An 18905-nucleotide genomic window follows, 5' to 3' on the forward strand; every position below is an offset into this window, starting at 1 on the left:
TCGGTCGCGGGGCTTTTTTATGCCCGCAATTGCAGGAGAGGCCAAAGTTGCTCCGCCATTTGAAATGCGTTCCGCAGCTCCTAGAGGGGATTGCGTCACGATTCGCATGCTCGGGTTTGACTCACGGCCCGAGCTGACCGAAGCTTGCCGCTCTGCTCAAGTACGTCTGTTTTCGGAAACCCGCATGCCTCCGTCTCGCCGCTATCTGCTTATCTGCCTTGGGCTCGTGCTTATTGTCGTCGTGGCGTGGCTAGCCCTGCGCAGCACCACGCCGGTCATTCCGGACGCGATCAAGCACGGCTACAGCGAAGCGCTGGGCGCTGCCCGAACCGGTGAACCGGGGGCGGCGCGTCGGCTGTATCAGCAATTGGGCCGGCCGGATCTGTCGGTCAAGCGCCGCGTCTGGCTGCACGGCGAACTGCCCAATTACCCGAGCCCACAGGCGCTGAAACTGGCCGACGCGGACCTGCAGCACGAAGCACCCGAGGTGCGGGTGGCAGCGATCAAAAGTGTGGTTGGACTCGTGCCAGGTGGGCAACGCAGTCTGTTGCTCGGGCCGATGCTTGATGATGAGGAACCGACTGTTCGGTTTGCCGCGATCAACGCCCTGCTCGGCCTGACCCCGGATGAACTCGGGCTGTATTTTGCGCCGTTACAGCAGGCTATCGACGGCTGGGAGCAAGCACTCAAGGATCAACCGCCGAGCGCCGCTTCTTATGCGCAACTGGCGCGCCTGCATCTGCATAACGCAGAGCTCAAAGAGGCACAGCATGCATTGGAGAATGCGCTGCGCCTGGATCCCGGCAACCTGCCGGCGCTGGTGATGCAGATCGATGTGCTCGACCGCCAGGGGCAGGCCGACGCCGCGCGACAGTTGCTCGCGCAAAAGCTTCAAGCCCAGCCTGACTCCGCCTATCTGCAACATGCCCTGGGGCTGTGGTTGCTGCACCATGGTCAGCGCGAATACGCCCTGCTCGGTCTGTCCAAAGCGGTTGAGCTGGAGCCGGACAACAAAGATTACCGCTACGACCTCGCCACCACTCTTCACAGCGCAGAAGAACTGGAAGCGGCGCAAAAGCAACTGCAGGAAATCGTCCAGCGCCATCCGGCCGATCGCAAGGCGCGGGTGCTGCTGATCAATTACTGGAAAGAAAGCGGGCAATTGCAGAATGTGCAGATACTGCTCGCCCAGCTTGAACAGTTGAACCCCGACGATCCGGCAATACAGCAAGGCCTCTGAGATTGTCCTGTGGTGAGGGGACAAATCCGCTCGCCACAGCAAATTTCCAGCCTTCCTGAAAGAAAAAGCGGAACTGCCATCACGGCTACAGGTCAAGTAAACAGGCAGTCCACCCTAGACGGCTGCCTCGCTTCCCCTAGTCATGAGAGGGCATTTTTTGTCTACATCTAACGAGTTGATCAGTGAAAAAGCCGCCACCGGAGTCGAAGGCCTGGATGACATCCTCGCCGGTGGCTTGTCTCGCGGTCATGTATTTTTGCTGGAGGGTGAGCCCGGCACAGGCAAAACCACGGTCGCTTTGCATTTTCTGATGGCCGGCGCGAAAGCCGGTGAACGCTCGTTGTACATCACGCTCTCGGAAACCGAGCGTGAATTGCGCCAAGGTGCGCTGTCCCACGGCTGGGACCTGGATGAAAACATCAACATCTTCGAGCTGACGCCCCCGGAAAGCCTGCTTAATGCAGAGCACCAGCAGAGTTTGCTGTACTCCTCCGATCTGGAATTGGGCGAAGCCACCAAGCAGATATTCGAAGCGGTCGAACGCTTCAAACCGACCCGGGTGGTACTCGACAGCCTGTCTGAGATCCGTCTGCTCGCACAAAGCTCCTTGCGCTACCGCCGACAGATTCTGGCAATCAAGCACTACTTCGTGCGTTACAACGCGACGGTTCTGCTGCTCGACGACTTGACCACCGAGTCTCTCGACAAAACCGTGCACAGCGTGGCCCACGGTGTGATTCGCCTGGAAGAAATCACCCCCAACTATGGCGCCGAGCGTCGCCGAGTGCGGATAGTGAAGTACCGTGGCCAAAAGTACCGCGGCGGTTATCACGACTTCACCATCATGGGCGATGGCGTGCATGTGTTCCCTCGACTGGTCGCAGCCGAACATCGCGGCGACTACCCGCGCCTGCAATTGACCAGCGGTATCAAAGAGCTGGACGCGTTGCTCGGTGGCGGCATCGAGACGGGATCAAGCACGTTGATCTTGGGCCCGGCGGGTACGGGCAAATCGCTGATCTCGATGATCTTCGCCGCCGCTGCTGTGGCACGCGGGGAAAAAGCGGCATTGTTCATTTTTGACGAAGAGCTGGAACTGCTTTTCGAGCGGATGAAGAACATCGGTATCGATCTCAAGGCCCTGCGCGCCACCGGCAACCTGCTGATCGAACAAGTGGATGCCGCCGAGCTGTCTCCGGGTGAGTTCTCCCATCGCGTACGTCGCTGCGTTGACGAAGGCCAGATCAAAACCGTGGTGATCGACAGCATCAACGGCTATCAGGCAGCGATGCCTGAAGAAAAGGCCTTGGTGCTGCACATGCACGAATTGCTGCTGTATCTGAACCGCAAAGGGGCGGCGACATTTATGACAGTCGCCCAGCATGGTCTGGTCGGCGACATGCAGGCACCCGTCGACATTACCTATCTGGCTGACACGGTGATTCTGTTGCGCTACTTCGAAGCCATCGGCAAGGTGCGCCGCGCCATTTCCATCATCAAAAAGCGCACCGGCAGCCACGAATCGACGATTCGCGAATACCTTATTTCGTCGAATGGCATGACCATTGGCGAACCGCTGGAGGCCTTTCAGGGTGTACTGCGTGGCGTCCCGACTTACCTCGGTGAGAGAAAACCGCTGTTGCAGGAACGCATATGACTGTCTCAGTGCCGCTCGCCGAACGGGCGCTGATTCTGGCGCCCATGGGTCGCGACAGCCAAATTGCGCTGATGATCCTCAACGAGGCCGGGTATCACGGCCTGATCACACCGAATCTCGCCGAACTGTGTGCGCAACTGGAAATCGGTGCCGGACTGGTGCTGATCGCTGCCGAAGCGTTGCGCGGCCCGGAACTGGAAACGCTGTTTGTGTACCTGGAAGAGCAGCCAGCATGGTCGGATTTACCGACCATTTTGCTCACTCATCACGGCGGACAGGAACAGGGCCCCTCCTCTCGACTCAGCGATCAGTTAGGCAACGTAACGTTCCTTGAGCGGCCGTTCCATCCAGCCACTCTGATCAGCCTGGTGTCTGCCGCCCTTCGCGGCCGGCGACGACAGTACGAAGCCCGCGACCGTCTGATCGATCTGAGTGAAAGCGAACGACGCCTGCAATCGACACTGGAAACCCTCGAACAACAAGTCGAAGAACGCACCGCGCAACTGCGGCACAACGAAGAAGCATTGCGTCAGTCGCAAAAAATGGAAGCAGTTGGTCAGCTCACCGGTGGTATCGCTCACGACTTCAACAACATGCTCACCGGCGTTATCGGCAGCCTTGAATTGATTCGTCGGCGTCTGGCCCGTGGGCGCACAGAAGACCTCGACAGCTTGATCGACCTGGGCGTGACCTCGGCCAATCGGGCTGCCAGCCTGACTCATCGCCTGCTGGCCTTTTCCCGTCGGCAATCGCTCGACTCCAAAGCCGTGCAGATGAACAGTCTGGTGCTGTCGATGGGCGAGTTGCTGCAGCGCAGTCTCAACGAAAGCATTCAACTGGAAATGCGGCTGGACGAAAAACTCTGGATAGCCGAGGCGGACCCCAATCAACTGGAAAGCGCCCTGCTCAACCTGGTCATCAATGCCCGCGACGCCATGCCCGAGGGCGGCAAACTGGTGGTCGAGACCAGCAATCAGGTCCTGCATCGTGAGTTCACCGTGGCTTACCCCAATCTTGAGCCCGGCGATTATGTGATGTTAAGCGTCACCGACAACGGCAGCGGCATGCCACAAAGTGTGATCAGTCGCGCGTTCGATCCATTTTTCACCACCAAGCCGATCGGCCAGGGCACAGGCCTGGGTCTGTCGATGATTTACGGCTTCAGCAAGCAGTCGCGCGGGCATGTGTCGATTGACAGCGAAGTCGATCAGGGCACGACCGTCAGACTTTACCTGCCGCGCTACCGTGGCGAAGAACTTGAGCAACCCGCGTCCGACATCCAGCAATCGCCGAATGCAATAGATGGCGAAACCGTGCTGATCGTCGAAGACGACCCGGCCGTACGCGTGCTGGTCAGCGCGGTGCTCAGTGAGTTGGGGTATGCGTTTCTGGAAGCTGGAGATGCCGACGGCGCAATGCCGATTCTCAACTCGACGCAGCGCATCGATCTGTTGATCAGCGACGTCGGTTTGCCGGGGATGAATGGTCGTCAGTTGGCTGAGATTGGCCGGCAATACCGGCCGGAGCTCAAGATTCTGTTCATCACCGGATACGCCGAGCATGCGGCGGTGCGCGGCGGCTTCCTGGATTCGGGAATGCAGATGATCACCAAGCCGTTCACCTTTGATCTGTTGACCGCCAAGGTGCGTGAGATGATCAAAAGCTGAAGCCTCAAAAAAGCGGTAGGAGCTGCCGAAGGCCGCGATCTTTTGATCTTGAAACAAAGTCAAAAGATCGCAGCCTTCGGCAGCTCCTACATGAGGGCGATCGCGATCAGGCCAGCATTTCCTGAATCTTTTCCTGCAACACGTCCAGATCAAACGGCTTTTCCAGAATCGGCGCCTTGAGCGTGATCGGGCTACCGGTCTCGCGGATTTCCTGCGGATAACCGCTGATGAAAATCACCTTGAGATCGGGTCGCAGTTTCACGGCGGGCTCGGCGATCTGCACGCCGGAGATGCCGCCGGGTAAACGGAAGTCGGTGATCAACATGTCCAGATGTGGCTTGCTCGCGAGGATTTCGAACGCCTGCTCGCCGTTTTCGGCCTGCAAGACACGATAGCCCTGCCCCGACAGATAATCCGTCAAAACCATCAAGATAACCGGTTCGTCCTCGACGACGAGTACTACATCTTGTGCATCTACGCTCATGGGAAGCCTATGTTCGGTCAATAGCTGCTGATACGACCGTGCGGTCACTCAGAGGTTGCGTCGGATTTGCCGTTTTCCTCGATCGGCAGACAAACGCGAAACAGGGCGCCCTCGTTGATTTGACTCTCGACGACGATGGAACCGCCATGGGCGGCGACGATCTGCTCGGAAATGAACAGACCCAACCCGAGACCGGCCACTACCGTCTTGGCGGAAACCCGTTCGAACTGTTGAAAAATACGTTTCTGATTCTCGGAGCTGATGCCGATCCCGTGGTCCTGAACCTCAACCCGAGCTTCGTTGCCCTGGCGATAGACGCGCACCTGAATCGGGCTCCTGCCACCGTAACGCAAGGCGTTGGTCAGCAGATTGGAAATCACCTGCTCGATGCGGAACTCATCCCAGCAACCTTTTACCGGCACGTCAGCCTCGAAGGTGACGGTGGTTTCCGCCGCTTCGATTTGCGCAGCAAAATTTTGCAGCAGATTGCTCACCAACTGCACAAGGTCAAAGGAATTCGGCCGGATCGACAGCTTGCCGGTACGGATCCGCGAAACGTCGAGCATGTCCTCGATCAAACGGATCAGGCTTTTGATCTGCCGCTCATCGCGATCGACCATGGCGTGCATCTTGTCGAGGGTGAACGCCGCAGCGTTGTCCCGCGCCAGGTGCATCTTGCGCAATTGGGTTTCAAGTATCAGGCCATTGAGTGGTGTACGCACTTCGTGGGCGACGATTGACATGAAGTCATCGCGCATCCGCACTGCTTGCTCAAGCTCCGACTGGGTGCTCTGTAATTGCTGCAGCAGCGCTTCCTGCTCCCGCCGGGCCTGTTCCAGCGCTTCGACCTGTTGCTTCATGGCCTTGCTCTGGCGATATAGATCGACGAATACGTTGACCTTGCTTTTCACCGCGTGGATGTCCAGCGGCTTGTGCAGGAAGTCCACCGCACCGCTCTCGTAGCCCTTGAACGCATAGTTCAGTTCGCGGCCGGCGGCGCTGACGAAAACGATCGGAATGTTCTTGGTTTTCTCGGTGCCGCGCATCAGCTCGGCCAGTTCGAAGCCGTTCATGCCGGGCATCTGCACGTCGAGAATGGCCATGGCAAACTCGTGTTGCAGCAGCAGCGACAACGCTTCGTCAGCCGACAACGCCTTATAGACGGTGCGGTCTTCGCGTTTGATCAGCGCTTCGAGAGCCAACAGGTTCTCGGGCAGATCGTCGACGATCAGCAGTTTTGCCTGAATATTACTCAGCATGCGATTTGTTCCAGCTCGACTAGCAGACGGCCGATGCCGTGAATGGGTAAGACATGATCCGGCTGCTGAATCTTCAGCGCTGCCAGAGGCATGGTGGCGACCTGAGCGTCGCTGGGCTCCTGCACAATGGTCAGCCCGCCGCAGCGTTTGACCTGCGCCAGCCCGCGCGCGCCATCCTGATTGGCGCCGGTCAGCAACACCGCGGCCAATTTGGGTCCGTAGACATCGGCAGCAGACTCGAACAGATAGTCAATTGATGGCCGCGAATGATGAAGGCGGTCCTCAAGGCTCAAGGACAAACTGCGATCCTGCTCCACCGACACGTGATAACCGGGCGTGGCGAAATACACCGTGCCGGCCTGAATATCCTGCTTGTCCGTGGCCTCTTCGACCGGCAGCAGCAGACGTCGGGCGAACACTTCAGCCAAGTGGCTGCGACGCTCTTCCGGCAAGTGCAGCACGATGATGATCGGCAGCACAAAACCCTGGCGCAACGGGCCAAGCAGTTTCATCAATGCCTCGACGCCGCCAGCAGAAGCACCGACCACAATAGCCTCGATTCGAGGCAAATCCGCAGTGTCGTTCATTTTTTGCGGTAGATCCGTTCTTGCTTTACCAGCGGCTCGAACTGGTTAGCATAGCTGGAAAAATCCAGCGTCTCCTTGCTGCCCAGTACAAGAAAACCGCGATGACAAAGCGATTCATGGAACAGCCCGAACGCTCTGTCCTGAAGCTTCTTGTTGAAGTAGATCAGCACATTGCGGCAAGAAATCAATTGAGTTTCGGAGAACACACTGTCAGTGGCCAGGCTGTGATCGGCGAACGTCACGTTTTCGCACAGGCTCTTGTCGAAAATCGCGTAACCATAAGCCGCCGTGTAGTAGTCGGCAAATGAACACTGGCCACCGGCCTGCTGATAATTGGCGGTGTAGGCCCGGACATTTTCCATCGAGAAAATACCCTGCTTGGCCTTGTCCAGCGAACGCGGGTTGATGTCGGTCGCGTAAATGATCGTGCGATCGAGCAGGCCCTCTTCGCGCAGCAGAATCGCCATCGAATAGACCTCCTCCCCGGTGCTGCACCCGGCAATCCAGATCTTGATCGACGGATAGGTGCGCAGCAGCGGCACCACCTCATTGCGAATGGCGAGGAAGTGCGACGGATCACGAAACATCTCGCTGACCGGAATCGTCAGCAATTGCAGCAACTGCATGAACGCTGTCGGGTCATGCAGGACTTTCTCCTGTAACGCAGAGATGGTCGCGCACTCGAACTGGCTCAATGCGTGCTGCACCCGACGCTTGATCGAAGCGCCGGAGTAATCGCGAAAATCGTAGCTGTACTTGAGGTAAATAGCCTCAATCAACAGCCGCAATTCGATTTCACTGTTTCGCTCTAATGAGTGATTGCCGTCCACTAAATGCGTTCCATCTTCGGTAACCACACACGAATCAGCGAGAACAGACGATCCAGGTCGATAGGCTTGGCCAGATAATCGTTGGCGCCCGCTTGCAGGCAGCGCTCCTGATCGTCCTTCATGGCCTTGGCCGTCACCGCAATAATGGGCAGTTTGCGCCAGCGTGGATCCTTGCGGATCTCAATGGTGGCTTCGAAACCATCCATTTCCGGCATCATCACGTCCATCAGCACCAGATCGATGTCCTCGACTTCATTGAGTTTTTCAATCGCCTCACGACCGTTCCGGCCGATCACCACGACTGCGCCTTTGGTCTCCAGCGCGCTGGTCAGGGCGAAGATGTTGCGTACATCGTCGTCCACCAGCAGCACTTTGCGACCCTCGAAGACCTTGTCGCGGCTGCGCGCGGTCTTGAGCATCTTCTGCCGTTCATGGGACAACTGTGATTCGACTTTGTGCAAAAAGAGTGTGACCTCATCGAGCAAGCGTTCCGGTGAACGCGCGCCCTTGATGATGATCGAGCGCGAATACTTGCGCAGCTCGGCCTCTTCGTCGCGGGTCAGGTTGCGCCCGGTGTAGACAATCACCGGAGGGAACGAACAGATGTCTTCGGTGGACATGCGCTTGAGCAGCTCGTTGCCGAGCATGTCCGGCAGCTTCAGGTCGATAACCATGCAATCAAAGATCGTCGTGCGCAGCAGATCCAGAGCCTCTTGAGCAAGGCCCACGGCGGTGATTTCGATGTCTTCATCGCCAATCAGCCGCGCAATACTTTCGCGCTGCAGATCATCGTCCTCGACCAGCAGCACACGTTTTACCTTTTGCGTCAGTTTGGCTTCGAGACGGGCAAACACGTCCTTGAGCTCTTCGCGGGTGGTCGGCTTGACCGCGTAACCGATGGCGCCCATGTGCATGGCCGCTTCGACACGATCCTCGACCGAGATCACGTGGACCGGGATGTGACGGGTTTCGGCGCGCTCTTTCAAACGCTGCAGCACGGTCAGACCGGAGTGGTCTGGCAGGCGCATATCGAGCAGGATCGCATCCGGCAAGAAATCCCGCGCCAGATCGTAGCCTTCGTCCGCCCCATGGGCGACCAGGCACTGATAACCCAGCTCATGCGCCAGGTCGTAAAGGATGTGCGCGAAATTCGGCTCGTCTTCGACCACCAGAATGCAGCGGGTGGCAAACGGCCCCTTGTCACGATCATCGGCAAAGCGCGGGATGTTGACCGGTGCCAGCGATTTAACAGGCACCGCTGGTGCGGCAACGTGCGTCACTGCCGCGGGCGGAGTAAAGCTCAGCGGCGCGAACGGCGTATCGCCCGGCTCGCTGTACTGCAACGGCAATACCAGGGTGAACACACTGCCCTGCCCCGGCGTGCTGCTGACACTGATAGAACCGCCGAGCAACATTGCCAGGTCCCGGGAAATCGACAACCCCAGCCCGGTGCCGCCGTACTTGCGATTGGTGGTGCCATCGGCCTGACGGAAGGCTTCGAAGATGCTTTCCTGCTGATCCGTGGCAATGCCGATCCCCGAATCCTGAACGATGAAGGCAATGCGCTCATCGGGCTGACTGGCAATCGTCAGGCTGACCGAGCCTTGCTCGGTGAACTTGATGGCGTTGGACAGCAGATTTTTGATCACTTGTTCCAGACGCTGACGGTCAGTGAACATCATTGTCGGGGCGCCGGGTTGCACTTCGACACGGAACGCCAGCTTCTTATCCGCCGCGATCGGTTCAAAGACACCCCGCAAACCGTCCGCCAGCCGCGCGACGTGGGTGTTTTCCGGCAGGACTTCCAGCTTGCCCGCCTCGACCTTGGAGATGTCGAGGATATCGTTGATCAAGTTGAGCAGATCGTTGCCGGCGGAATAGATCGACTCGGCAAACTTGACCTGCTCGGGACTGAGGTTGTCCTGCGGGTTTTCCGCGAGCAACTTGGCGAGGATCAGCGAACTGTTCAGCGGCGTGCGCAGTTCGTGAGACATGTTGGCGAGGAACTCGGACTTGTACTTGCTCGAACGCTGCAACTCTTCGGCACGCTCTTCGAGTTGCACCTGAGCTTGATTCAGCTCGGTGTTTTTCAAGTCCATGGCGTCGCGTTGTTCTGCAAGTGTCTGGGCCTGTTCAGCCAGTTGCTCGTTGGTCTGCTCAAGCTCCACTTGCTGGGTTTCCAGATGCGCCTGGGACTCCTTGAGAATCCGCGACTGCTCTTCCAGCTCTTCGTTGGCGGTTTTCAGCTCTTCTTGCTGCACCTGCAACTCTTCGTTGAGTTGCTGGGTTTCGGCCAACACTTCCTGCAGGCGCTGGCGATAACGGGCCGCCTCGATAGAGGTGCCGATATTGCTGGCGATCAGCTCCAGCAACTCGATGTCGCGGTCATTGAGCGGACGCAGGAAACCCAGCTCGATCACGCCGTTGACCCGATCGTCGTCGCTGGTCGGCACCACCAGCACACTGTGCGGCAGACCTTCGCCAAGACCGGAACTGACCTTGAAGTAATCGAATGGCACCGAATCCAGCCGAACCAGACGCGCCTGCTGCACCACTTGGCCGACAATGCCTTCAGCACTGTGAATCGCCTGCCCGTGTTCTTCCTGTTCCCGCGAGAAGCCATAGGTGGCAACCCGCTTCAGGTCACCGTGTTCTTCGCGTACATAAAGAGCAGCCACCGCGCTGCCGAGATATTGGGCGCAGAACTGCAGAATGTTGCGTCCCAACAGATTCAGTGTCAGCTGCCCCAGCACTTGCTCGGCCAGCTCGGTCTGGCCGTTGCGCAGCCAGGCCTGGCGCTCCAGACGTTCGGCGCTGGCTTGCTGCGCGGCCAATGTGGCGCCGTAATTTTGCGACAGATTGACCAGATCGCGCCGACCAATGTAGGCCAGCAACCCGCTGATACCCGCGACAAACAGCAGATAAAGGGTGATGCTCCAGATCGTAGTGCGGCGCACCTCTTCATTGCGCGAGGCGCGCAACTGCTGCTCCATGTCGATCACATCTTCGAACTGCTTGCGAATCTCGTCCGTCAGGCGCTTGCCGCGTCCGGCCTTTACCGCACCACGGTAATCACCGCTGCTGCGCTGCAAATCGATCATCGATTGCGCGTAGGTCGCCCATTCGGTCTGCAACGCTTGCAGACGGCGCAAACGATCGGTTTGCACTGGATTGTCGGCTGTCAGCTCAAGCAACGTATTGAGCGCCACGGCGATTCGCGGCCGGGCTGTTTCGTACGGGTCGAGGAAGTGCTCATCACCGCTTAACAGGTAACCGCGCATGCCGGTTTCCAGATCCACGGTCAGTTTCACCGCTTCGTTGGCGTTATTGATCACGCGGTCAGTGTGTTCAACCCACTGGATGACCGACAGCAGATAAGTGATCAGCGACACGAAGAACACCGCACTGAGCAGACCGACGCCCAACGGCAGACCGACGTTGCGACTCAGGAGTTTGCGAAAGCGTTGTTCATCAACCGAAGACGGAGAGGACATGGGGCAGCCTTGTCGAACTGTTGAAAACCCGAGAGTTTGCCCCAAAACACCGGCGTGGATCCATTTTTCTGACGACTTTGGCAGTAAATTCCTACATTTGCCTGCGCTTGGGTGCGTGCCAACAGTTATCCTTGCACGCCTCGCAGCTGCTAATCTTTTTTGTATCAAAACGGGAACTTGTGGCTATGCGCCACTTACTCATGCAGGAGCCCGGTATTTTTGATCGGCCGGCGCGCCCCAACCCTACCCTTGAGAGCTTAATTATGTCCGCCACCCTTTCCACCATCCTTGTAGTCGAAGACGATGCCATCGTGCGCATGCTGATCGTCGATGTCCTCGAGGAACTGGACTACAAAGTGTTGGAGGCTGACGGTAGCGAACAGGCGCTGGAAATTCTCGTGGATACAACCAGGCACATTGATCTGATGATGACGGATGTCGGTTTGCCCGGTATGGATGGCCGCGAACTGGCCCTGGAAGCGCGTAAAATGCGTCCCGAATTGCCAATCCTGTTTGCCAGTGGTTACGCCGAAAGTATCGATGTGCCAGATGGCATGCACGTTATCGGCAAACCATTTTCGATTGACGAACTACGCGACAAGGTGAAGGGAATTCTGGAAACTCAAGGCACTTGATCATGTAGTCCCTGGTACGACCGGATTCCCGGAAGCGCCGTACACTCTACGCCTCGACGCCCCTCCCAACGGATATCGACAAACCGGACACTGTCCGGTTTGTGTTTTAATTCGCGCTGTTTTTTCCCCACCGTATGTTTAGGAATTCGCGTTATGAGTCAGCCTGCAACCAAAGTTCTCGTCATTGGTTATGTCTGGCCCGAACCCCGTTCCTCCGCTGCCAGCGGGCACGTAATGCAGATTCTCGAGACGTTCCTGGCCCAAGGCTGGGACATCACTTTCAGCAGCCCGGCGGGGCCCGGTGAGCACAAGGCCGATTTGTCTGCACTGGGGATCCGCGAAGTACCGATCGAACTCAATAACAGCAGCTTCGATACCTTCATCAGAGACCTGGCACCCGACATTGTGTTGTTCGACCAGTTCATGATGGAAGAACAGTTCGGCTGGCGGGTGGAAAAGCATTGTCCAGACGCCCTGCGTGTTCTGGAAACATCCGACCTGCAAAGTTTGCGACATGCCCGCCATCAACGTCAGAAGGATCGTTTGAAAATCAACGACGATCAGGATGACTTCAGCGATTTGTTCGCCCCGGCATTGCGCGAAGAGTTTGAGTTGATGGCCGATACCGACCTGGCCAAGCGTGAAATCGCTGCGCTGTATCGCTGTGACTTGAACTTGATGATTTCCGAGGTCGAGATAGATCTGCTGGTGTCACAGTTCGGGCTGCCGCGACAACTATTGCACTGGTGCCCGTTGATGATCGAGTCGCCGACAGCAGCATTTCGCCCGTTCGAGGAACGCGCGCATTTTCTGAGCATCGGTAATTTTCGCCACGCGCCCAACTGGGATGCCGTGCTTTGGATGAAGACCACGATCTGGCCGCTGATCCGCCAGCAACTGCCGCAGGCGCAACTGCATATCTATGGTGCGTACACCCCGCCCAAAGCCACGGCGCTGCATAATGCGGCGCAAGGGTTTCACATCATGAACTGGGCTGAAGATGCTTTGCAGGTTATGTCGGCAGCGCGGGTCTGTCTGGCCCCCCTGCGTTTCGGTGCCGGCATCAAGGGCAAACTGGTTGACGCCATGCTCTGCGGAACACCTAGCGTAACCACGCCAATCGGCGCCGAAGGCATGCACGGGGATCTCCCTTGGCCCGGCGCGGTCACACAAACGGCAAGCGACTTCGCGAACAATGCCGTTCAACTTTATACCGATGAGGTACGCTGGCAATCGAGCCAACTTGCAGGAACAGTATTGCTCAATGAGCGTTACCCTATTTCAATTCATGGCCCGGCATTGATAAAAAAACTGATCAATTACCAACTAAACCTGAAACAACTCAGATCCAGTAACTTTATCGGAAACATGCTGCGCCACCACTCCCACAAAAGCACTCAGTACATGGCACAGTGGATTGAGGCAAAGAATCGTAACATTGCGCCAGACAGCGACACTTAAGATCCGATAACACACAACTCGAACAACATCATCATTAGTCAAATCTCTGTCATTCGTTATATACATCCTGCGCAGCTAACTTAAACAACTTACCAAGCCAGCAGGATGTAACCATGACACCGATTAGTTTTAAATATTTCCCCGCTCACGAGTGGATGAGAGCGACCCCTGAATGCGACAATCTATCGCTTAAAGAAATGACATTGCCCGGTACGCACAATGCGGGCTGCGACCTGGAGGCCTCTTACTCCAATGTATTCACGCGTAATTGGTTCGCTTGTCAGGACGTGCCCTTCTACAGCCAGCTAAATCGCGGCGCCCGGGCGCTTGATGTACGCCTGATCTATAACGCCAAAGCGAGCGGACTTGAGAAATTTCGTTTCGTACATAACGGAGCCCGGTCTTCGCGCACACTGGCTGATCTTATTCGCGACATTAAAGCTTTTCTCGAACGAAGCTTTAACGAGTTCATCATTCTGGACTTTCACAAACTCGAACATGGTGACGAAAGGTTCGACTTCGGCTACTTCAGCGACATGATGAAGGAGCACCTTGGAGAACACATCATACCGACAGAAAACATGAACCTGACGCTGGGACAATTAAAGGCAACCAGCCGGCCTCAGCGAGTCCTGGTCACCGCGCCTTATAACAGCAGTCTTGATAGAAAAATCTTCGCATCTGAAACCCCGCATCGATGGGCCGGCAGCGACGCTTCAAAAATTTTTGAAGATACTTTCTCTCACTCGCGTTTAAAACTTTATATCACTGAAGTTCTGGCCAATCCTCCCGGGCAACGGGCGCCGTGGTCGCTGTCGGCTGCCGTCTATGACGCGGGTGGCCCAGTCAGAATGCTGAAAGACCTCGACGAATGGTTCGACCCGGCAAAAAGTGATTGGGCGGAAAAATGCAGCATCATCAACTTCGACTTTATTAAAAGCTCCAAGATCGTCTATTTCTGTTATCTGGCAAATCTCAAGAAGGCGAGCAAAAAGGCTCTTCAGGGTTGATCAGCCAGCCTATTGAGGTATCGGACTGGCACCCTGCGCCCTGAAAGAGGCATGATCGCCAGGCGATAACAAAAAAAGCGCCCAGCCATGACCCGCACCGCACGCGTGACCGACCCCTCTTACGAGTTGATGGATGACCACAACGGGCTGTCCATCATCTACCGCCAGCATGGTTTTCCCTGCCCGTTGGTGCGTTGGCATTTTCACAAGGAATACGAGCTGCACCTGATCGTTGCCAGTTCGGGCAAGGTGTTCATCGGCGACTACATCGGCAACTTCTATCCGGAATCGCTATTTCTCACCGGGCCCAATCTGCCGCACAACTGGATCAGCCAGGTGGCCGAAGACGAAATCGTCGAAAAGCGCGACATGCTGGTCAATTTCACTGATGAGTTGTTCGAGAGCGGCCACCAGGTGTTCGCCGAATTGAAGACGCTTGCGCCATTGTTGGAGCGTGCTCAGTACGGCATTGAGTTCCGCTGCAAACGCACGATTCGCCAGGCCATGACGTTGATGCAACGAATCGCCGACAGTAGCGGCATCACTCGGCTTGGGCACTTTTTCATCCTCATGGAATTGCTCGCGGCCAGCGATGATTTCCAGTTATTGTCCGGCGCCACCACGCCGCAACTGGCGGACGAGCACAATATCGATCGCACCAACCGCGCGGTCGATTACATCTTCAGCCACTACGCCCGGGACATTTCCCTGGAAGAAGTCGCCGAGCATCTGGGCATGACACCGACCTACTTCAGCCGCGTATTCAAACAGGCGACCGGGCGCACCTTCATCGAGTTCGTCAATCGCTTGCGCATCAGCAAATCCTGCGAGCTGTTGGCCGATGGGGATAAACCGGTGACAGATGTGTGCTTCGAGTCGGGATTCAACAATATTTCCAACTTCAATCGGCGCTTTCAGCAGCTCAAGGGCATGACGCCTTCGCATTATCGACGCCTGGCGGTGCAGCGCCTGACTGAGCAAAACCACAGCTGAAAGCAGGATCAAAAGATCGCAGCCTTCGGCAGCTCCTACACCGGTCTTCTGTAGGAGCTGCCGAAGGCTGCGATCTTTTGAACTTGGCTATTAATCTCTGTAAACCTGTACATATCCGATGTCCTCCCCACGCTGCAATCCCCTTTCCTGCGTTTACCCCGTCAAAGTGCAGTACAAAAAAGTATCAGTCGAAGTGCGATGGATGATTTGTCAGTCCTGCGATTGAACGCTGTAATCAGCACACATTCTTCCTGCATTCGGAAGACACAAAAACAATAACCGTCCTTCTGCCTCCCCCGGGGTGCAGAAAAAGGAGTGCACGATGCAACCCACTGCAAAAGCTCTGCTTGCCCTCACCTGCATGACCCTCAGCAGCGTCAGCCTTGGCGCCCAGACCCTGACCATCGCCACCGTCAACAACAGCGACATGATCCGCATGCAGAAGCTCTCGAAAACCTTCGAGGCCGAGCACCCGGACATCAAGCTCAATTGGGTCGTGCTGGAAGAAAACGTCCTGCGCCAGCGCCTGACCACCGACATCGCCACTCAAGGCGGGCAGTTCGACGTGTTGACCATCGGCATGTACGAAGCTGCACTGTGGGGCGCCAAGGGTTGGCTTGAACCGATGAAAGACCTGCCGGCCAGTTACGCCCTGGACGATGTGTTCCCGTCGGTGCGCGAAGGTCTGTCGGTCAAGGGTTCGCTGTATGCCCTGCCGTTCTACGCCGAAAGCTCGATCACCTATTACCGCACCGACCTGTTCAAGGAGGCCGGCCTGACCATGCCAGAGCGTCCGACCTGGGAGCAGATCGCTGGTTTCGCGGAAAAACTCACCCACAAAGATAAAGAGCAATACGGCATCTGCCTGCGCGGCAAGGCCGGTTGGGGCGAAAACATGGCGTTGATCACCACCGTGGCCAATGCCTATGGCGCGCGCTGGTTCGATGAACAGTGGAAGCCGGAATTCACGGGGCCCGAGTGGAAAAACGCGCTGAACTTCTATGTCGACACCATGAAGAAATCCGGCCCGCCGGGCGCCTCCAGCAACGGTTTCAACGAAAACCTTGCGCTGTTCAACAGCGGCAAATGCGCCATCTGGGTCGATGCCAGCGTCGCCGGCTCGTTCGTCACCGACAAGACCCAGAGCAAGGTTAGCGACCACGTCGGCTTCACCTTCGCACCGCATCAAGTCACCGACAAAGGTTCGGCATGGCTGTATTCGTGGGCGCTGGCGATTCCGACCAGCTCCAAGGCCAAGGATGCCGCGAAAACCTTCAGCGCCTGGGCCACATCGAAAGAATACGGCGCACTGGTTGCCGAGAAGGACGGGATCGCCAACGTACCGCCAGGCACGCGCGCCACGACCTACAGCGATGCCTACATGAAGGCCGCGCCGTTTGCCAAGGTCACGCTGGAATCGCTGAAAGCCGCCGACCCGAGCAAACCGACGCTGAAACCGGTGCCGTACATCGGTATTCAATTGGTGACCATCCCTGAGTTCCAGGCGGTGGGTACGCAGGTCGGCAAGCTGTTCTCGGCGGCGCTGATCGGCCAGACCACGGTGGATCAGGCGCTGGCATCAGCGCAGCAGACCACTGAACGCGAGATGAAGCGCGCGGGTTATCCGAAGTAACCGCCACTAAACCTGTGGGAGCGGGCTTGCCCGCGATTAGGCCGGCACATTCAACATTGATGTCGGCTGTTAAATCGCCATCGCGGGCAAGCCCGCTCCCACAGGGTTCGCGTCGATGTCAGGAATGCGTCTTTCCTGAACATGTATCTGCACCCAACCGGTTGTGATCACCATGAATACTTCAACTGCCAAAGCCCAAATCGACCTGTCCCGGCCGCAGCGCAAAAGTCGCGTGGCCAATCCCGGCTGGTTTCTGGTCAGCCCTTCCGTGGCCTTGTTGCTGCTGTGGATGATCGTGCCGCTGGGCATGACCATTTACTTCTCGATGATCCGCTACAACCTGCTCTACCCCGGTGAAAACCAGTTCGTGGGGCTTGAGAACTTCACTTATTTCCTGACCGATTCGGGCTTCATGCCCGGCGCCACCAACACCTTGTTATTGGTCGGCAGCGTGTTGCTGATCAGTGTGGTGTTCGGCGTATTGATCAGCGCGTTGCTGGAGGCCAGCGAGTTTCTCGGCCGTGGCATCGTGCGGGTCATGCTGATTTCGCCGTTCTTCATCATGCCCACGGTCGGCGCGCTGATCTGGAAGAACCTGATTTTCCATCCGGTGTCGGGAATCCTCGCCTACATCTGGAAACTGTTCGGCGCACAACCGGTGGACTGGCTGGCGCACTACCCGCTGCTGTCGATCATCATCATTGTTTCGTGGCAATGGCTGCCCTTCGCAATCCTGATCCTGATGACGGCCATGCAGTCCCTCGACCAGGAGCAGAAAGAAGCCGCGCGCCTCGACGGTGCAGGTCCCATCGCCATCTTCTGGCATCTGACGCTACCGCACCTGGCTCGGCCGATTGCGGTGGTGGTGATGATCGAAACGATCTTCCTGCTGTCGGTGTTCGCCGAGATTTTCACCACCACCAACGGCGGCCCCGGCTACGCCTCGACCAATCTCGCCTACCTGATCTACAACCAGGCGCTGGTGCAGTTCGACGTCGGCATGGCCTCGGCGGGCGGCTTGATTGCCGTGGTCATCGCCAACATCGCCGCGATCATTCTGGTGCGGATGATCGGCAAAAACCTGACTGACAAAGCCTGAGGCCTGCCATGACTCTTCAACAATCCCGCCGGCTGCAAAGCCTGCTGCTCGGCACCCTGGCCTGGGCCATCGCGATCGTGGTTTTCTTCCCGATCTTCTGGATGGTGATGACCAGTTTCAAGACCGAAATCGACGCCTTCGCCACGCCGCCGCAGTTCATCTTCACGCCCACGCTGGAGAATTACCTGCACATCAACGAGCGCAGCGACTACTTCAGTTTTGCCTGGAATTCGGTGGTGATTTCCTTCAGCGCCACCGCGCTGAGCCTGCTGATTGCAGTGCCGGCCGCCTACTCGATGGCGTTCTACGAAACCCAGCGCACCAAAGGCACGCTGCTTTGGATGCTCTCCACAAAAATGCTGCCGCCAGTCGGCGTGCTGATGCCGATCTACCTGCTGGCCAAGAGTTTCGGCCTGCTCGATACGCGCATCGCGCTGATCGTGATCTACACGCTGATCAACCTGCCGATTGTGGTCTGGATGGTTTACACCTACTTCAAGGACATCCCCAAAGACATCCTCGAAGCCGCCCGCCTCGACGGCGCCACGCTGTGGCAGGAAATGGTCCGCGTGCTGCTGCCAATCGCCAAGGGCGGCCTCGCCTCGACCGTGCTGCTGTCGCTGATCCTGTGCTGGAACGAAGCTTTCTGGTCGCTGAACCTGACTTCCTCGAAAGCCGCACCACTGACCGCGTTGATCGCCTCGTACTCAAGCCCCGAAGGATTGTTCTGGGCCAAGTTGTCGGCGGTGTCGACTCTGGCCTGTGCGCCGATTCTGATCTTCGGCTGGATCAGCCAGAAACAACTGGTGCGCGGGCTGTCGTTTGGCGCTGTGAAGTAGATATTTCAGAAGCAAAA

15 protein-coding genes are annotated in these 18905 nt (G+C 57.2%); 10 read left to right on the forward strand and 5 right to left on the reverse strand.

Annotated features, from left to right (window positions below):
- Positions 1–184 precede the first annotated feature (184 nt).
- The 3 genes from AB4P97_RS10160 to AB4P97_RS10170 all read left to right on the forward strand — a co-directional run bounded on the left by AB4P97_RS10160 (position 185) and on the right by AB4P97_RS10170 (position 4564).
- Positions 185–1240 (forward strand): tetratricopeptide repeat protein, encoded by a 1056-nt coding sequence (locus AB4P97_RS10160; protein WP_395602587.1) that lies wholly within the window; start codon positions 185–187, stop codon positions 1238–1240.
- Positions 1241–1397: 157 nt separating this feature from the next.
- Positions 1398–2897 (forward strand): ATPase domain-containing protein, encoded by a 1500-nt coding sequence (locus tag AB4P97_RS10165; protein ID WP_042559282.1) that lies wholly within the window; start codon positions 1398–1400, stop codon positions 2895–2897.
- Positions 2894–4564 (forward strand): ATP-binding protein, encoded by a 1671-nt coding sequence (locus AB4P97_RS10170; protein ID WP_047301340.1) that lies wholly within the window; start codon positions 2894–2896, stop codon positions 4562–4564. The genes AB4P97_RS10165 and AB4P97_RS10170 overlap by 4 nt, the downstream gene beginning before the upstream one ends.
- A gap of 106 nt (positions 4565–4670) precedes the next feature.
- Here AB4P97_RS10170 and AB4P97_RS10175 read toward each other — a convergent pair whose 3' ends face one another.
- Genes AB4P97_RS10175 through AB4P97_RS10195 form a run of 5 tightly spaced genes read right to left on the reverse strand, consistent with a single transcriptional unit; the run spans position 4671 to position 11218 of the window.
- Positions 4671–5048, reverse strand: a complete 378-nt coding sequence (locus AB4P97_RS10175) for a response regulator (RefSeq protein ID WP_042559284.1) — start codon at positions 5046–5048, stop codon at positions 4671–4673.
- Positions 5049–5092: 44 nt separating this feature from the next.
- Positions 5093–6307, reverse strand: a complete 1215-nt coding sequence (locus tag AB4P97_RS10180) for a hybrid sensor histidine kinase/response regulator (RefSeq protein WP_042559285.1) — start codon at positions 6305–6307, stop codon at positions 5093–5095.
- Complete coding sequence (locus AB4P97_RS10185; RefSeq protein ID WP_115148122.1) at positions 6301–6894, reverse strand: chemotaxis protein CheB; 594 nt, start codon at positions 6892–6894, stop codon at positions 6301–6303. Before AB4P97_RS10185 ends, AB4P97_RS10180 begins: the two co-directional genes overlap by 7 nt.
- Positions 6891–7724 (reverse strand): protein-glutamate O-methyltransferase CheR, encoded by an 834-nt coding sequence (locus tag AB4P97_RS10190; RefSeq protein ID WP_042559287.1) that lies wholly within the window; start codon positions 7722–7724, stop codon positions 6891–6893. Before AB4P97_RS10190 ends, AB4P97_RS10185 begins: the two co-directional genes overlap by 4 nt.
- Positions 7724–11218, reverse strand: coding sequence for a response regulator (locus tag AB4P97_RS10195; protein WP_200617196.1), 3495 nt, complete (start codon positions 11216–11218; stop codon positions 7724–7726). The genes AB4P97_RS10190 and AB4P97_RS10195 overlap by 1 nt, the downstream gene beginning before the upstream one ends.
- 263 nt (positions 11219–11481) lie before the next feature.
- On the opposite strand from AB4P97_RS10195, the gene AB4P97_RS10200 reads away from it, so the two are divergent.
- The 7 genes from AB4P97_RS10200 (at position 11482) to AB4P97_RS10230 (ending at position 18888) form a co-directional block, all read left to right on the forward strand.
- The gene (locus AB4P97_RS10200) at positions 11482–11853 is read left to right on the forward strand and encodes a response regulator (protein WP_042559289.1); all 372 of its coding nucleotides are present in this window, start codon (positions 11482–11484) and stop codon (positions 11851–11853) included.
- Positions 11854–12006: 153 nt separating this feature from the next.
- Positions 12007–13314 (forward strand): glycosyltransferase, encoded by a 1308-nt coding sequence (locus tag AB4P97_RS10205; RefSeq protein WP_047301346.1) that lies wholly within the window; start codon positions 12007–12009, stop codon positions 13312–13314.
- A 113-nt stretch (positions 13315–13427) separates the two neighbouring features.
- Positions 13428–14324 carry a phospholipase gene (locus tag AB4P97_RS10210; protein WP_395602588.1) on the forward strand — a complete coding sequence of 299 codons (897 nt, stop codon included), beginning with the start codon at positions 13428–13430 and terminating at the stop codon, positions 14322–14324.
- An 87-nt stretch (positions 14325–14411) separates the two neighbouring features.
- Positions 14412–15317, forward strand: coding sequence for an AraC family transcriptional regulator (locus AB4P97_RS10215; protein ID WP_150591942.1), 906 nt, complete (start codon positions 14412–14414; stop codon positions 15315–15317).
- A gap of 322 nt (positions 15318–15639) precedes the next feature.
- Entirely contained in the window at positions 15640–16950 is a 1311-nt protein-coding gene (locus AB4P97_RS10220; RefSeq protein WP_395602589.1) for an ABC transporter substrate-binding protein, read from the forward strand.
- Between the two features lie 172 nt (positions 16951–17122).
- A complete protein-coding gene (locus tag AB4P97_RS10225) occupies positions 17123–18049 on the forward strand; it encodes a carbohydrate ABC transporter permease (protein WP_047301353.1) in 927 nt (308 codons plus the stop codon).
- A gap of 8 nt (positions 18050–18057) precedes the next feature.
- Complete coding sequence (locus AB4P97_RS10230) at positions 18058–18888, forward strand: carbohydrate ABC transporter permease (RefSeq protein WP_047301354.1); 831 nt, start codon at positions 18058–18060, stop codon at positions 18886–18888.
- The last annotated feature ends 17 nt before the right edge of the window (positions 18889–18905 follow it).

The sequence above is a fragment of the Pseudomonas sp. A1230 genome (genome assembly GCF_044218825.1).
GTDB classification, from domain to species: Bacteria; Pseudomonadota; Gammaproteobacteria; order Pseudomonadales; family Pseudomonadaceae; genus Aquipseudomonas; species Aquipseudomonas iridis.

Coding starts and splice junctions, on each gene's coding strand:
- AB4P97_RS10225 (WP_047301353.1), top strand. CDS start 17,123: ATGAATACTTCAACTGCCAAAGCCCAAATCGACCTGTCCCGGCCGCAG.
- AB4P97_RS10170 (WP_047301340.1), top strand. CDS start 2,894: ATGACTGTCTCAGTGCCGCTCGCCGAACGGGCGCTGATTCTGGCGCCC.
- AB4P97_RS10180 (WP_042559285.1), bottom strand. CDS start 6,307: ATGCTGAGTAATATTCAGGCAAAACTGCTGATCGTCGACGATCTGCCC.
- AB4P97_RS10215 (WP_150591942.1), top strand. CDS start 14,412: ATGACCCGCACCGCACGCGTGACCGACCCCTCTTACGAGTTGATGGAT.
- AB4P97_RS10220 (WP_395602589.1), top strand. CDS start 15,640: ATGCAACCCACTGCAAAAGCTCTGCTTGCCCTCACCTGCATGACCCTC.
- AB4P97_RS10205 (WP_047301346.1), top strand. CDS start 12,007: ATGAGTCAGCCTGCAACCAAAGTTCTCGTCATTGGTTATGTCTGGCCC.
- AB4P97_RS10210 (WP_395602588.1), top strand. CDS start 13,428: ATGACACCGATTAGTTTTAAATATTTCCCCGCTCACGAGTGGATGAGA.
- AB4P97_RS10175 (WP_042559284.1), bottom strand. CDS start 5,048: ATGAGCGTAGATGCACAAGATGTAGTACTCGTCGTCGAGGACGAACCG.
- AB4P97_RS10160 (WP_395602587.1), top strand. CDS start 185: ATGCCTCCGTCTCGCCGCTATCTGCTTATCTGCCTTGGGCTCGTGCTT.
- AB4P97_RS10200 (WP_042559289.1), top strand. CDS start 11,482: ATGTCCGCCACCCTTTCCACCATCCTTGTAGTCGAAGACGATGCCATC.
- AB4P97_RS10185 (WP_115148122.1), bottom strand. CDS start 6,894: ATGAACGACACTGCGGATTTGCCTCGAATCGAGGCTATTGTGGTCGGT.
- AB4P97_RS10230 (WP_047301354.1), top strand. CDS start 18,058: ATGACTCTTCAACAATCCCGCCGGCTGCAAAGCCTGCTGCTCGGCACC.
- AB4P97_RS10195 (WP_200617196.1), bottom strand. CDS start 11,218: ATGTCCTCTCCGTCTTCGGTTGATGAACAACGCTTTCGCAAACTCCTG.